Annotated in this window: 15 protein-coding genes; 1 reads left to right on the forward strand and 14 read right to left on the reverse strand. The window is 54.8% G+C overall.

Features of this window, described 5'->3' with window-relative positions:
* Window positions 1–69: 69 nt before the first annotated feature.
* Window positions 70–933: an ATP-binding protein gene (locus Q8O73_RS07590; RefSeq protein WP_305557063.1), complete on the forward strand. Its 864-nt coding sequence runs from the start codon at window positions 70–72 to the stop codon at window positions 931–933.
* 66 nt (window positions 934–999) lie between these two features.
* On the opposite strand, the gene Q8O73_RS07595 is transcribed toward Q8O73_RS07590, so the two are convergent.
* The 14 genes from Q8O73_RS07595 to argS form a co-directional block, all read right to left on the reverse strand.
* Window positions 1,000–2,064, reverse strand: a complete 1,065-nt coding sequence (locus tag Q8O73_RS07595; RefSeq protein WP_305557066.1) for a peptidoglycan DD-metalloendopeptidase family protein — start codon at window positions 2,062–2,064, stop codon at window positions 1,000–1,002.
* A 67-nt stretch (window positions 2,065–2,131) separates the two neighbouring features.
* Window positions 2,132–2,770 (reverse strand): protein-L-isoaspartate(D-aspartate) O-methyltransferase, encoded by a 639-nt coding sequence (locus Q8O73_RS07600; protein WP_305557921.1) that lies wholly within the window; start codon window positions 2,768–2,770, stop codon window positions 2,132–2,134.
* An 11-nt stretch (window positions 2,771–2,781) separates the two neighbouring features.
* Window positions 2,782–3,549 (reverse strand): 5'/3'-nucleotidase SurE, encoded by a 768-nt coding sequence (gene surE, locus Q8O73_RS07605; protein ID WP_305557068.1) that lies wholly within the window; start codon window positions 3,547–3,549, stop codon window positions 2,782–2,784.
* A gap of 9 nt (window positions 3,550–3,558) precedes the next feature.
* A complete protein-coding gene (gene serS / locus Q8O73_RS07610) occupies window positions 3,559–4,836 on the reverse strand; it encodes a serine--tRNA ligase (RefSeq protein WP_305557070.1) in 1,278 nt (425 codons plus the stop codon).
* Between the two features lie 98 nt (window positions 4,837–4,934).
* On the reverse strand, window positions 4,935–5,906 hold the full coding sequence (tatC, locus tag Q8O73_RS07615) for a twin-arginine translocase subunit TatC (RefSeq protein WP_305557922.1): 972 nt from the start codon (window positions 5,904–5,906) through the stop codon (window positions 4,935–4,937).
* Between the two features lie 2 nt (window positions 5,907–5,908).
* Window positions 5,909–6,289 carry a Sec-independent protein translocase protein TatB gene (gene tatB / locus Q8O73_RS07620; protein ID WP_305557073.1) on the reverse strand — a complete coding sequence of 127 codons (381 nt, stop codon included), beginning with the start codon at window positions 6,287–6,289 and terminating at the stop codon, window positions 5,909–5,911.
* Between the two features lie 35 nt (window positions 6,290–6,324).
* A complete protein-coding gene (tatA, locus tag Q8O73_RS07625; protein ID WP_305557075.1) occupies window positions 6,325–6,552 on the reverse strand; it encodes a twin-arginine translocase TatA/TatE family subunit in 228 nt (75 codons plus the stop codon).
* A 102-nt stretch (window positions 6,553–6,654) separates the two neighbouring features.
* Entirely contained in the window at window positions 6,655–7,698 is a 1,044-nt protein-coding gene (locus Q8O73_RS07630) for an ABC transporter ATP-binding protein (protein WP_305557077.1), read from the reverse strand.
* Between the two features lie 114 nt (window positions 7,699–7,812).
* The gene (scpB, locus tag Q8O73_RS07635) at window positions 7,813–8,556 is read right to left on the reverse strand and encodes an SMC-Scp complex subunit ScpB (RefSeq protein ID WP_305557079.1); all 744 of its coding nucleotides are present in this window, start codon (window positions 8,554–8,556) and stop codon (window positions 7,813–7,815) included.
* Entirely contained in the window at window positions 8,546–9,427 is an 882-nt protein-coding gene (locus Q8O73_RS07640; protein ID WP_305557081.1) for a ScpA family protein, read from the reverse strand. Before Q8O73_RS07640 ends, scpB begins: the two co-directional genes overlap by 11 nt.
* Before the next feature lie 33 nt (window positions 9,428–9,460).
* Window positions 9,461–10,144 carry a site-2 protease family protein gene (locus Q8O73_RS07645; protein WP_305557083.1) on the reverse strand — a complete coding sequence of 228 codons (684 nt, stop codon included), beginning with the start codon at window positions 10,142–10,144 and terminating at the stop codon, window positions 9,461–9,463.
* On the reverse strand, window positions 10,141–11,226 hold the full coding sequence (gene nagZ / locus Q8O73_RS07650; protein WP_305557085.1) for a beta-N-acetylhexosaminidase: 1,086 nt from the start codon (window positions 11,224–11,226) through the stop codon (window positions 10,141–10,143). The genes Q8O73_RS07645 and nagZ overlap by 4 nt, the downstream gene beginning before the upstream one ends.
* The gene (locus tag Q8O73_RS07655) at window positions 11,198–12,040 is read right to left on the reverse strand and encodes an SPOR domain-containing protein (RefSeq protein WP_305557087.1); all 843 of its coding nucleotides are present in this window, start codon (window positions 12,038–12,040) and stop codon (window positions 11,198–11,200) included. Before Q8O73_RS07655 ends, nagZ begins: the two co-directional genes overlap by 29 nt.
* 3 nt (window positions 12,041–12,043) lie before the next feature.
* On the reverse strand, window positions 12,044–13,795 hold the full coding sequence (gene argS / locus Q8O73_RS07660) for an arginine--tRNA ligase (protein ID WP_305557090.1): 1,752 nt from the start codon (window positions 13,793–13,795) through the stop codon (window positions 12,044–12,046).
* Between the last annotated feature and the right edge of the window lie 39 nt (window positions 13,796–13,834).

The following is a 13,834-nucleotide window of genomic DNA, read 5'->3' on the forward strand; positions in this document are numbered from 1 at the left end:
GTATTGCCTATGCTACGGTCGGCATCATACCCGCCAATATGCTGATGGAAACCACCCTAAGAGGCCTCAATGAGTGAAGACATGAACAAACTGGTGCCGCTGCTTGAGCGCATCGCCAGTGCCCTGGAACGACTGGCACCGCCTGCCCCGCGGCAAAACGACCTGTCATTGGCCGATGCCTTTGTCTGGCATGCCGATACCGGTTATTTGCACCCGGTGAAAAACGTCAATCACATCGAAATTGACCTGTTGCAGGGGATCGAGCAGCAAAAACAGATCCTTTATAACAACACCAAACGCTTTGCCGATGGCTTGCCCGCCAACAATGCCCTGTTATGGGGGGCCCGCGGCACGGGCAAAAGTTCAATCGTCAAGGCGATGCATGCCAAAATCAATGCCGAAAATCCCGGCGCGCTGGCGCTGGTTGAAATTCACCGCGAAGATATTCCGACCCTGCCGACATTACTGCATATCTTGCAAGACAGTGGTCGCAAAACCGTTTTGTTCTGCGATGACCTGTCGTTTGATCTGCATGACGAATCCTACAAATCGCTGAAGGCGGTTCTGGAAGGCGGTATTGAAGGCCGCCCGGATAATGTGATTTTTTATGCGACGTCGAACCGCCGTCATCTGATGGCGCGCGACATGATCGAAAATGAACGCTCAACTGCCATCAACCCGTCCGAGGCGGTCGAGGAAAAAGTGTCGCTATCGGATCGTTTCGGCCTGTGGCTGGGTTTTCATAACATCACCCAGGATGTCTATTTCGCCATCATCGAGGCCTATGCCAAGGAATTTGGCATCGATATGCCGCAGGAAACATTGCTGGCGCGGGCCAAGGAATGGACCGTTACACGCGGCAGCCGTTCCGGGCGAGTCGCATGGCAATTCATTCAGGAAATTGCCGGGGAAACCGGCAAAAATCTGCGCTGAAAAATTCGGAATTCTGACAAAATAAAAACAGCTCCGCCAGGTGCAGGGCTGTTTTTTAGATCGCTCTTAACGGGCAGCCATCAATTGCGGCAGATGCGCCATCGGGTCGCGGGATTTTCGGCCATGGCGAATTTCAAAATGCAATTGCGGGCGAGACACCGCCCCCGTGCTGCCGACCGTCGAGATTTTTTGCCCGCGTTTGACCACATCGCCGCGCGCCACCATCGGGTTTTCGGTATGCGCATAGGCGGTAACATATTCGCCCTCATGCTTGATCAGGATCAGATTGCCAAAACCACGCAATTCATTACCAACATAAGTCACAATACCATTATCGGCGGCCATTATCGGCGTTCCGCGATCTGCGGCGATATTGACGCCATCATTAAACAGGCCACCGGCCCCGGCCCCGTATCCCAGAATAATCTTGCCTTCCACCGGCCAGATAAACCCCGCCCGGGCCGCCGGGGTCATCAGACTGGCATCCTGTTTCAGGCTGTTGGTGCTGCTGGCGACCGGCGTTGGGGCCGCGACCGCAGGCCGACTATCGGTTTGCCAGCTGTTTGCCGAGGCAAAACGCTGTTCGGCACGGGCGGCATATTCCTGCGGCTTCATGCCCGGTGCCGGTATTTCGGCCTTTCCGGCAGAGACAGGATGAGCCGGCCCGGCATCTGTGCTGACATCATTGCCTGAAACGGGCGTGTCAAGGGACATCGTCGTCACGGTTTCAGAACGCCCGGCAATGGTAACATTTGTAGTTGCTGGTTTTTTTTGGGGTCGTGCCTGTACTGTTGCCGTCGCGCTTGCCGGTTCCCACGGCGGCAGGACCAGACGTTGCCCCGGATGGATAACATAAGGGGCCGATAATTCATTACGCGCAACGAAGGTTTGGAAATTGGTGCTGTAACGTTGTGACAAGGCAGATACCGTATCACCACGCTGCACGGTAATCACCCGCTCGCCATTTTTAAGTGCGGGCATTTTGTCAGGGCTGTAAGACGCACCATCCCCGTAAACGACAGGCACAGGCGTTGAGTTCAGTAAACAGCCCGCCAGCGCCGCCGTTGTCCCACAGACAATCAACAGCGTGCGGGATATGTAAACGACCTGTTTGACAGCTTTTTCCATCATAGGGCGGATTTTCCGCCCAAAGCCGTTAACATTCTGTAAGCAGATCAGGTGTTTCGCCTGAAAACTCTTAAAATTCTTCGGTACCCGCCAGCATCGGAACAAAACGCACCGGCATCAGTTCGGTGACATCAATACCGGTTGGAGTCCGCATAACCCGAAGCAATAGCTGGGTGTGCGACACCTCGCCCACCGGCACCACCATAATGCCGCCAATCGCCAGTTGATCGACCAGAACCGGCGGTACATCCTGTGCCGATGCCGTCACGATAATCCGGTCAAACGGTGCCTGCGCCCGCCAGCCAAGGCCACCATCGGCATGCAGGGTGGAAATTGTATGCAGGCCCAGTTGGCGAAACTTGTCTTCGGCCTCGCGCAGCAATGGTTTTTGTCGTTCAAGGGTATAAACACGCCGTGCCAGCAACGCCAGAATGGCCGCCTGATATCCCGATCCAGTGCCGACTTCCAGAACCTTCATGCGGTCATTGAGTTCCAACGCCTGGGTCATCAGGGCAACAACATAAGGTTGCGAGATGGTTTGCCCCTTGCTGATCGGCAGGGCGACATTTTCCCACGCCCGGCGGACAAAGGGCTCGGCCACAAAAATATCGCGCGGAATTTTGGCAATCGCCTCAAGAACCGCTTCGTCATGGATCCCGTCATCACGCAGGATCGACAATAGCGCGTCAATTTCCGGTTTGCGGGTCATGATCGGGTGAGTCACGGAAATGCTTTCGTCAATTTGGCGTGGGTCTGATAATGGGTGAAATCAAGGCTGATCGGTGTGACAGAAATATCGCCCTGGTCAATCACCCGCAAATCGGAATTTTCATCTTCTGGCAAGTCGGCCAAGATGGCCCCGATCCAGTAATAAGGCTCGCCGCGTGGATCAAGCCGTTCGGCAATGTGGTCGCCAATTTTACGCTGTCCCTGTGTTGTCACACGAATCCGCGCCCCGCCATCCTTTTCGGATTCAGGGAAATTCACATTGATCAGAACCCCCTTGGGCCAGCCGGTCTTGATCAGGGTGCGCGTCACATCAGCCAGATGCCGTTCTGCCACCGACCAGTCGATGGCATTGCCGGAAAAATACTGCGAAAAGGCAATCGCCGGAACATTCAGCAAGGTTGCCTCCATCGCAGCGGCCACGGTTCCGGAATAAGTCACATCCTCGCCCAGATTGCCGCCCCGGTTAATTCCCGACAGCACAATATCCGGCGGACTGTCCCGCATAATCTGTTGCAAGGCCAGCAAGATGCAATCGGTGGGCGTCCCATCGACAGCAAAATGCTGTTTGTCGCGCTGGCGAATGCGCAAGGGATGGCGCAATGTCAGGGAATGCCCCGCCCCACTTTGTTCAATTGCCGGGGCAACAACCCAGACATCATCGGATAATTGACGGGCAATCTGTTCCAGCAATTTGATTCCCGGCGCATCAATGCCATCATCATTGCAGATCAGGATACGGGCTTTTTTCAGATCGACCATTAAACTGCCTTATGCCTGCGGCGCGATAACATCGACCGCCCCCATATAGGGTTTCAGAACATCGGGCACCCGGATCGACCCATCCGCCTGCTGATAATTCTCCATCACCGCAATCAGGCACCGCCCAACTGCCAGCCCCGACCCGTTCAGGGTATGGACAAAACGGGTTTTCTTGTCGCCCGCCTTGCGGCACCGCGCATTCATGCGGCGCGCCTGAAAATCGCCGGTATTGGAACAGGATGAAATTTCACGATATTTGCCCTGACCGGGCAACCATACTTCGATATCAAAGGTTTTGCGGGCGGAAAAACCAACATCGCCTGCGCACAGCGCCATGGTGCGATAGGGCAGGCCAAGCCGTTCCAAAACGGTTTCGGCACAGCGGGTCTTGCGATCCAGTTCGGCATCCGAACTGTCCGGATCAACAATCGACACCATTTCCACTTTGGAAAACTGATGCTGGCGGATCATGCCACGGGTATCACGTCCGGCCGACCCGGCTTCGGAACGGAAACACTGCGTCAGCGCGGTATAACGCAACGGCAAATGTTCTTCATCCAGGATATCGCCCGCCACCTGATTGGTCAGGGTAACTTCGGATGTCGGGATCAGCCACATATCATTGGTGGTTTTAAACGAATCTTCGGCAAATTTAGGCAATTGCCCCGTGCCAAACATCGCATTGTCGCGCACCAGCATCGGGGTGGTGGTTTCCTGATAACCATGTTCGCCGACATGCAAATCCAGCATGAATTGCGCCAATGCGCGCTCCAGCCGTGCCAGACCGCCACGCAAAATGACAAACCGTGACCCGGATAATTTGGCGGCAGTTTCAAAATCCATCATGCCCAGTTTTTCGCCCAGATCATAATGTTCCAGCGGCGCAAAATCAAAATCGCGTGGCGTACCCCATTGGCGAATCTGAACATTGTCATTTTCATCGACACCCGCCGGAACACTGGCATCCAGCACATTGGGCAAGGATGACAGCAACAGGTCAAGTTGCTGGTTCAGGGCGGCCTGCCCGTCTTCGGCATCCTTGATTCGGTCTTTCAGGCCCGACATTTCGGCCATCAGGGCATCGGCATCACCGCCGGTCTGTTTGGCCTTGCCAATTTCACCGGAAATATTTTTGCGCCGCGCCAGCATTTCCTGATGTTCTGTCATCAGACGGCGACGTTCGGCGTCGATATCCATCAGACGCTGGGCTGTTATATCCTGCTTGCGCGCCACCATCGCGGCGTCAAAGGCGTCGGGGTTTTCGCGAATCCATTTAATGTCGTGCATGTAACAGCACCTTATCTGTCAAATTTTCGGGCTTTTATACGACGGGGCAGCCCCCTGGCCTACCCCATCAAAAGGCTGCTCAGTCATTGTTCGTTGCGTTACCGGGCGTTATTGAAATCATCTTCGTCACGATCCGTTCCCTTGCTTGTGTCAGGCAACGCAGAAGAATCGGATGAAGATTTCGTCTCCGGTTTTGTATCCGTTTCGTGCATTGACGCTGCGGCTGCCGCCTGGGCATCAACGCCATCGTCGGACGCATTTTTTGTCGTTTCGGCCTGCTCTGCTGCCTCTTCGGCCTCTTCTTCGGCTTCGCGGCGTGCCCGTTTGCGTTCGGCCAGACGGGCCATCACAATCGAAATTTCGTAAAGAATAACAATCGGAATCGCCAAGCCAACCTGTGAAATCAGATCAGGCGGCGTCATGATTGCGGCCATGACAAAGGCAATAACAACTGCATATTTGCGCCGCTTTGCCAAAGATTCCGCCGTGACAATCCCGGCTCGCGCCATCAGGGTCAGCAGGACCGGCAACTGAAAGCTGAGACCAAACGCAAAGATCAGTTTCATCACCAGCGACAGATATTCGCCAACCTTGGCTTCAAGCTGGATCGCCATGCCACCGGTTCCGGCACCACTGGTTTCAAAGCTGAGGAAAAAGGTCCAGGCCAGAGGCATGATGAAATAATACACCAGCGCCCCGCCTGCCGCGAACAGCACCGGTGTCGCAAACAAAAACGGATAAAAGGCAGACCGTTCGTTTTTATAAAGCCCCGGCGCGACAAAGGCCCAAAGCTGCCCCAGAAATACCGGCGCAGACAGGAAACAGGCAGCAAAGAACGACACTTTGACATAGGTGAAAAACACCTCGGTCAGGGCGGTATAGATCATCCGGCGGTTTTCGCCCGGCCCCATCGCCTCGGCAAGAGGCCGCACCAAAAAGCCATAGATGTCTTCGACAAAGAAATAGCAAATACCAAAAGTGATAAAAAGCGCCAGAACCGCCCATGTCAGGCGATTCCGCAATTCGATCAGATGCTCCATGATCGGCATCTGCTTGTCTTGGCTTTGCATGTTCACGCCTGTTTCTCCGGCTTGTCATTTTTGACAACCGGCGTTTCGCCCGGTTTCTTTTGATCAGAATCCGTCACAGAAGCAGGGATGTCGGAGGCACCGGGCTCTTTTTTCGGCGCAGGTTTTTTATCGGCTCCTTCGCCGATATGTTTTTCAAGAAAATCGGTCGGGCTGGATTTGCTGGTGACCTGCTTACGCAGGTCATCAAGTTCGGCCTCGCGGATGATGTTATCTATGCCGCCCTGAAATTCGCGGGCCATCCCCCGCATTTTTTTCCAGTAACCCGCCAGTTTGTAAAGAACATGGGGCAAGTCTTTCGGGCCCACGACAAACAAGGCGACGATGGCGACAAGCGCCATTTCGGTCCAGCCGATATCAAACATGTAATGCGCCTATCTGAGACGATCCGGACAGACGATCAGGATTTAACGGAATCCTTGTCCTTGCTTTCGGCAGAAACCGAGGCAGAGGCATTGCTTTCGATGGTTTTTTTCGGTGCATTCTCGTCATCGTCGGTATTGATACCGGCCTTAAAGCTGCGGATGCCCTTGCCCATGTCCCCCATCACTTTTGGCAATTTTCCTGCGCCAAAAATGATCAGAACAATCGCCAGAATCAGAACGATTTGCCAAACGCCGATACCCATAACCCATATTCTCCAAAACTGTTTTCTGTCCTGCGACAGAGCGCCGCGATAATGGCAGAAAGCCATCCGCTACGCAACGCGCTGTTATTACAAAACCCGTTATCAACCCCTAGGAAACACGAAGGTCATCTCGGGATCAAGTGTAATAGAGACCTGACCGGCTTTCAGCGGGAAAATCCTGCGCGGCACCCGCGCATGCACATGTGGCCCGGCTGCCAGCGACAAATGCATCAGGCTAACCCCGCCCAATGACCGTACAGCATCGACATTGGCCCGGATATCATGACCATTGATCACCTGCCCGATCCGCAATCCTTCGGGTCGCACCAGCACATCAACCTCGGTGCCATCGGCCACATCGCCAACGGTGATATCGCCGAGCGGGGTTGATACCACGCCATTTTCCACCTTTGAGGCAAACCGGTTGACCTCGCCAAAAAAAGACGCAACGAAATGATTGGCCGGACGGAAATAAAGTTCTTCGGGGGTGCCATCCTGCATCACCCGTCCATTATTCATCACAATGATACGGTCCGCCATATACATGGCTTCTTCGGGATCATGCGTAACCATGACGGTCGCAATCCCGGCATTTTTCAATACATGCAATGTCGTGTCGCGCAATTCGGACCGGCGGGCAACATCCAGCCCCGAAAACGGTTCGTCCAGCAACATTACACGCGGCGTCGGGGCAAGCGCACGGGCAAGGGCAATACGTTGCTGCTGTCCGCCCGACAACTGATGGGGATAGGAATGAATAAAATCCTCCATCCCGACCCGTTTCAGGGCGTCAATCACCGCCTGTTTGCGGCGGGCATCATCATAATGCCGCAGACCAAACCCGATATTACGCGCCACATCTAGATGGGGAAACAGGGCATAATCTTGAAAAACCAGACCGACGCCACGTTTTTCCGGTTCAAGATACTGACCGGCAGCCGCCACGACTTCATCGTGGATTCGTACTGTACCGGTTTGCAGTTTTTCCAGACCGGCCGCCAGCCGCAGTGCCGTTGTCTTGCCGCATCCCGACGGTCCCAAAAGACAGACCATTTCCCCCGGTGCGACATCGACATTCACATCGTGTAAAACCGGCGTACCGCCAAATTCGTGGCTGACATGTTGCAGGCTAAGACCAATCGTCATCAAACTCTCTTTGTCTTGCGGCGGCCAGCGGCGGGTAAAACATGCGATTGCGATGCAAAATCTTCCTCAGATTTAATGCGCGATGCCCGGTTTTGCAAGGACACAGTATTTTTGTCATTCCCGCGTAGTGTCAGTTTCACCGGCATAAATGGTGGCATCCAGATCGGCAAGATTATGTGCTGACAGGGTTTCTTCAACAATATCATCGGCGATTTGCGCATCGTCTTCGACCACAGGCGGCAGGATATCATCGCCAGAATCTGCGCCATACCTCCCCATTCCCGGACGGGAATCCAGCAACCCGGCGGCCTTCAAATCGGCAAGCCCCGGCAGATCGTCAAGGTTTTCAAGGCCGAAATGATCCAGAAAATCATCGGTTGTCGCCCACAAAATCGGTCGTCCAGGAACACGTTTGCGGCCTTTGGGCCTGATCCATTTGGCTTCCAGCAAGATATCCAGTGTACCTTTCGACAGGGCCACACCACGAATTTCCTCGATTTCAGACCGGGTTACCGGCTCGTGATAAGCGATAATCGCAAGGGTTTCCAAAGTGGCACGGGTCAGTTTGCGGGCTTTTTCGACCTCGATATGCAAATCACCAGCCAGATCGGTTGCGGTACGAAAGGCCCATTTATCCCCGGCCCGGATCAGATTAACCCCACGATCCGAATAGGTTGTCTGCAATTCTTTCAAAATCAGATTAATTTTGGCGTCTTCGGGCAATCGGGCTGCCAGCACTTTTTCACCCAACGGTTCGCTGGAGGCAAACAGCACGGCTTCGACAATGCGCAGATGTTGAAAATCAATCTCGGGTCTGGCGGCCATCCCGACCATTTCCAGTTGGATGTCATCGACCATCGTCAGTTTCCCCCGCCGTAAAATCATAGGGTTCGTCCGCATCAGGCCGGATCGGATCGCGCCGTGTTTGCGGCGATCTCAACATAATCGGGCCAAATGTTTTTTCCTGCGAAATTTCCAGTTCCCCGTCCCGGCACATTTCAAGGCTGGCAACAAAATGTGCGGCCAAAGCCGACCGGGCCTTAAGCGGTGACCCCAAACCACGTGGCATGAATTGCATCAAGGTGGTCCATTGCGGCACAAGCCGCCCGCCAAACAGATTGCGCAGACGTCGAATGGCATCATCCATCGCATAAAGATCAAACGCCTCGATCTCGAGGGTCTTGGCCCCGGCCGCTCGCATGATATGCCCATAGGCACTCAGTAAATCATACAGCGATGCATCATAGACCGAGGCAGTCGTCACCCGGATTTCTTCGGGATCGCCGCGGCCAAAAAAATCCCGTCCCAGATTGGGAAGAGCCAAAAGCTGTGCACCCGCCGCCTTCATCGCCTCCAGCCGTTTAAGCTGAAAGGCCAACAATTCGGCCATTTCTTCGGCGCTGAGCTCTTCGCCGTCATCATCCTGCCTGGGCAATAACAAACGCGATTTCAGATATGCCAGCCACGCAGCCATCACCAGATAATCCGCCGCCAGTTCAAGGCGCATATCATGGGCGGCATTGATGAAAGCCAGATATTGTTCGGCCAGTTGCAGGATCGATATCTTGATGACATCGACCTTCTGATCACGGGCCAGTTCCAGAAGAACGTCAATTGGTCCTTCAAATCCATCCAGATCAAGGATCAGGCGTTCGGCAAGGCTTGGCGTATCCACAGGGGGCAGGTCAAAGGCGTCGTCGCTGACATCATCGCTGATCGTTTCGGCCATCCCTCCCCCCTTTTTGCGATCCGTTGTTCCGGTCTAGCCGAACATATTCGCCAGACTGTTGGCAAGCCAATATGCCGGTTCCCCCACCAGCCACTGAAACACCGGCAGATTAATGCCAAGCTGGGCAGTGACCAGCGGCAACAGAAAAATCAGGCCAATCAGCAGGAAAAAACCTGTTTTCTCCATTCGCATCAACACACGCGCCATCGGTGCCGGTGAAATCGCCGTCAAAACCCTCCCGCCATCCAGCGGCGGAATCGGCAACATGTTAAACACCGCCAGAATGCAGTTCAGAATCAGCGATTGTTGCAATGTCGTCGTCAACCAGGAATCGACTGCTGGGGAAAAGCCCGGCAACCATGCCCATAGCAACACCGACGCAATCGCCAGCCCGATATTGGTGGCCGGACCGGCAATCGCAACACCAATGATGCCCAGACGTTGTGGATGCAGGCGATGAAACGCCACCGGCACCGGCTTGGCATAACCAAACAAAAACGGGCTGCCGGTCAAAAGCAACAGGCCCGGGATCAGAACCGTCCCCACCGGGTCGATATGCCGCAAGGGATTGAGGCTAAGCCGCCCCGCACGCTGGGCGGTATCATCGCCAAACAGTTTGGCGGCAAAACCGTGCGCCGCCTCGTGCAGGGTCACGGCCAAAAGCACCGGCAACACCCATGTCGATGCCGAAATTATCATCGCCCAGACATCGTTCACGCGGTTTCTCCTGCGGCCTTCCAGACCGGCTGCAACAGGCTCGCCAGACGGGCGTTCCAATCGGCCAGCATCACACTATCAGCACGGGGCACGTTAAAAGACGCAATCTGATTGGTCAGTTTCTGCGCCCGTATCAGGGACTGTCCGGATAACAGCGGCGACATGGAGACAACCTGTTCCATTTCCGTGCGTTTACCATTGCAATGCAAGGCAATATCGCATCCCGCCGCAAGACATTCCCCGGCCCGGCTGGCCAATGACCCACCCAGCGCCTCCATCGACAAATCATCACTGATCAGAAGATTCTTAAAACCAATATCCTCACGGATGATTTTGCCAATCACGGTTGGCGATACGGTTCCGGCCCGCTGGTCATCAATTTGGGTAAACAACAAATGCGCCGACATGGCCGCGATGGCGTCTTTCATCTGGCGGAACGGTTCAAAATCGGTGGCTTGCAAGGTTTGCAGATCGGTTGTAATCACCGGCAAATCCTTGTGGCTGTCAACCTGTGCCCGGCCATGTCCGGGGATATGCTTGATCACCGGAATAACCCCGCCATCCATCAGACCGGCGGCAACGGCACTGGCCAGCATCACAATCTGGGAGATATCGGTACCATAGGAACGATCACCGACCACGTCGCTCATGCCCGGCAGGCGGATATCAAGCACCGGCGCACAGGAAACACTGATCCCAACCTCGCGCAGATCAGCGGCACTGAGACGCGCATTGACATAGGCTGCCTCGCGGGCATCGTCGGGGGCAGTGGCAAACAAGTCGCCAAAGACTCCCGACGCCGGCATTTTGCGCCAGTGTGGTGGCTTAAGGCGCATCACCCGCCCACCTTCCTGATCGATCAGAACCGGCAGATTGGTATTACCCGACACATCACGCAAATCGCCGGTCAGGCGGCGCAACTGGTCGCGGTCTTCGACATTACGGGCAAACAGCACATAACCATAAGGATCGGCTTCGCGGAAAAATCCCTTTTCCCATGGTGTCAGGGCAGTCGCTTCGACCCCCAAAATACAGGCGCGTGGTTTACGAACTTCAAGGCCGGACAATGAGGCACCCCACATTGCGTTCTTTCAGGGTCGCACACAGCTTTTCCGCCGCCGTCGCATCGGCCAGCGGCCCTGCCTGCAACCGATAGAAAATCCCCTTGTCGCCCAGATCCGTGCGCTGAACCGACATTTGAAGATTGCCCAACACATCACTGTTTTTGGAAGAAATTCTCTTCCATTCGCTTGTCGCTCCCGCCTCTTCTTTCACCGAAGCAAGCTGCACGCGATAGTTACCCGAAGGGGCCGGGCTTGCGGTCACAGCAGGCGCAGGTGCCGGATCAGCGGGTTTTGCGGTTTCTTCTGCCGGCACTGCCGGTTCAGGTTTCACAGGTTCTGCGGTTTCCGCCATCCCTGCCCCATCCATCGACGGTATGGCATCCGGGGTCGGAACCGGTGGCGGTGTCAAGCCGGTTGGCGCGGCATCATCGGCTTCGACTGATGCCGGATCGCTATCTTCTGGCATGGTTTCGGCCATTTCAGGGGCCTTGGGCATATCGGGTAGTTCCTGCAACGATACCGACGGGTCCTGTTCGCTATCATCAAGCTGCCCATAGATCGTCGTGTCGCGATGCGGAACTTCCATGCCGCCGGGGTTATCCGGGCGCACCTTGACCGGGCCTGGTTCGGGTAATAGGATCGGCAGGTTGCTTTCATCCTGAACCGGGTGTCCCTGATCATAGAACCACCACGCCGCTGCCCCAAGGCCGCCGCCAACAATCACAAGACCGACGACGGCGGTGACGATACCTTTCATCATGCCACCGGTCTTTTTTTCAGTCGGGTTTCGGCGTTGTTCTGCCCGCAAGGGATCACCCTGTCCGTCGGTCATGTCTTACATCTCCTCTACTGGCGCAACGCCAACGACATCAAGACCCGATGCAATCACCAATGCAAACGACCGGATCATTGCCAGTCGCGCCGTCGTTGTCGCCAGATCATCCGCAACAATGAAACGCAGGGTCGTCGTATCGCGCCCCTTATTCCACAAGGCATGAAAATCAGCCGCAATTTCTGTCATGAAAAAGGCAATACGATGGGGCTCGTGGGCAATAGCGGCCTGTTCGACAATGCGCGGCCATTCGGCAATGCGCCGCACCAAATGTTTTTCATCAACCGATGTCAGTAGACCAAGATCGGCTTTTTTGAGGGCCACATCGGAAAAATCCCCTTCCGGAAAGGCTTCAGCAGCCTGACGGAACACCGATTTGACCCGGGCATAGGCATATTGCACGTAAAATACCGGGTTATCGCGGGATTGTTCGGTAACCTTGGCAAAATCGAAATCCAGCGTCGCGTCGTTTTTGCGTGTCAGCATGATGAACCGCACGACATCCTTGCCGACCCGTTCCACCACATCGCGCAGGGTAACGAACGTTCCGGCCCGCTTGGACATTTTCACAGGTTCGCCATTTTCCAGCAAATTGACAAGCTGGCACAATTTGACGTCAAGGTCACCTTCGCCGCCGGTAATTGCCTTGGTTGCGGCCTTCATGCGTTTGACGTAACCGCCGTGGTCGGCCCCGAACACATCAATCATGGTGTTGAAACCACGTTCATATTTGTCAAAATGACAGGCAATGTCAGACGCAAAATAGGTCCAGCTGCCGTCCGATTTTTTCAAAGGCCGGTCAACATCGTCGCCAAATTCGGTGGACCGAAACAGGGTTTGCGGGCGCGGTTCCCAATCATCGGGCGTCTTGCCCTTTGGTGGCTCCAGAACGCCGACATAAATATCGCCTTTTTTCTCAAGAAAATCAAATGCCTGCTGTACCTTTCCCTTGGCAACCAGATTGGCTTCCGAGGTAAAGACGTCATGGGCCACCCCCATCAGGGCAAGATCGGCACGGATCAAATCCATCATTTCAGTAATGGCAAACTGGCGAAATTCTTCCAGCCATGCGCTTTCATCGGCCTTTTGCCATTTGTCGCCATCGCGGGCAGCCATTTTTTTACCCGGTTCAACCAGATAATCGCCTGGGTACAAACCGGCAGGAATATCGCCAATATTCTCGCCCAAAGCCTCGCGATAGCGCAAATGCAGGGATTTCGCCAAAACGTCAACCTGTGCCCCGGCGTCATTGATGTAATATTCCTTGGTCACTGCATATCCGGCCTTGGCCAGAAGATTGGCCAGAACATCGCCGACAACAGCCCCCCGACAATGGCCGACATGCATCGGGCCGGTCGGATTGGCGGAAACATATTCGACATTGACCCGTTCACCACGCCCCAGATCACCATTGCCATAGGCAGTACCGTTTTCAAGAACCGCGACGACCTGCGACAACCAGAAACGGTCCGCCATGCGCAAATTGATAAAGCCCGGACCGGCAATTTCAACATGATCAATATGGTCAATATCGCGCAGCTTTTCAGCCAGTTTTTCAGCCAGATCACGGGGTTTCAGCCCGGCAGCTTTGCCAAGCAGCATTGCGGCATTGGTTGCGGCATCGCCATGTGCGGCATCACGCGGCGGTTCAACGGTAATGCGCGAAGAATCGGTTCCGGCAGGCAGGACTCCCTCTGTTTCAAGAACCAGAATCTGGCCTTCGATATCGCTTTTCAACAGGCTGAAAACATTCATGACGTACGGCTTTGCCTATATCTTTTTTAAATTCGGGAT

Source organism: Thalassospira sp. (assembly GCF_030690045.1).
In the GTDB taxonomy this organism is placed as follows: domain Bacteria; phylum Pseudomonadota; class Alphaproteobacteria; order Rhodospirillales; family Thalassospiraceae; genus Thalassospira.

Bases quoted from the DNA above. Each gene is read 5' to 3' on its own strand.
- Q8O73_RS07590 (WP_305557063.1), top strand. From the start codon at position 70: ATGAGTGAAGACATGAACAAACTGGTGCCGCTGCTTGAGCGCATCGCC.
- Q8O73_RS07595 (WP_305557066.1), bottom strand. From the start codon at position 2,064: ATGATGGAAAAAGCTGTCAAACAGGTCGTTTACATATCCCGCACGCTG.
- Q8O73_RS07600 (WP_305557921.1), bottom strand. From the start codon at position 2,770: ATGACCCGCAAACCGGAAATTGACGCGCTATTGTCGATCCTGCGTGAT.
- surE (WP_305557068.1), bottom strand. From the start codon at position 3,549: ATGGTCGATCTGAAAAAAGCCCGTATCCTGATCTGCAATGATGATGGC.
- serS (WP_305557070.1), bottom strand. From the start codon at position 4,836: ATGCACGACATTAAATGGATTCGCGAAAACCCCGACGCCTTTGACGCC.
- tatC (WP_305557922.1), bottom strand. From the start codon at position 5,906: ATGCAAAGCCAAGACAAGCAGATGCCGATCATGGAGCATCTGATCGAA.
- tatB (WP_305557073.1), bottom strand. From the start codon at position 6,289: ATGTTTGATATCGGCTGGACCGAAATGGCGCTTGTCGCCATCGTCGCC.
- tatA (WP_305557075.1), bottom strand. From the start codon at position 6,552: ATGGGTATCGGCGTTTGGCAAATCGTTCTGATTCTGGCGATTGTTCTG.
- Q8O73_RS07630 (WP_305557077.1), bottom strand. From the start codon at position 7,698: ATGACGATTGGTCTTAGCCTGCAACATGTCAGCCACGAATTTGGCGGT.
- scpB (WP_305557079.1), bottom strand. From the start codon at position 8,556: ATGGTCGATGACATCCAACTGGAAATGGTCGGGATGGCCGCCAGACCC.
- Q8O73_RS07640 (WP_305557081.1), bottom strand. From the start codon at position 9,427: ATGGCCGAAACGATCAGCGATGATGTCAGCGACGACGCCTTTGACCTG.
- nagZ (WP_305557085.1), bottom strand. From the start codon at position 11,226: ATGTGGGGTGCCTCATTGTCCGGCCTTGAAGTTCGTAAACCACGCGCC.
- Q8O73_RS07655 (WP_305557087.1), bottom strand. From the start codon at position 12,040: ATGACCGACGGACAGGGTGATCCCTTGCGGGCAGAACAACGCCGAAAC.
- argS (WP_305557090.1), bottom strand. From the start codon at position 13,795: ATGAATGTTTTCAGCCTGTTGAAAAGCGATATCGAAGGCCAGATTCTG.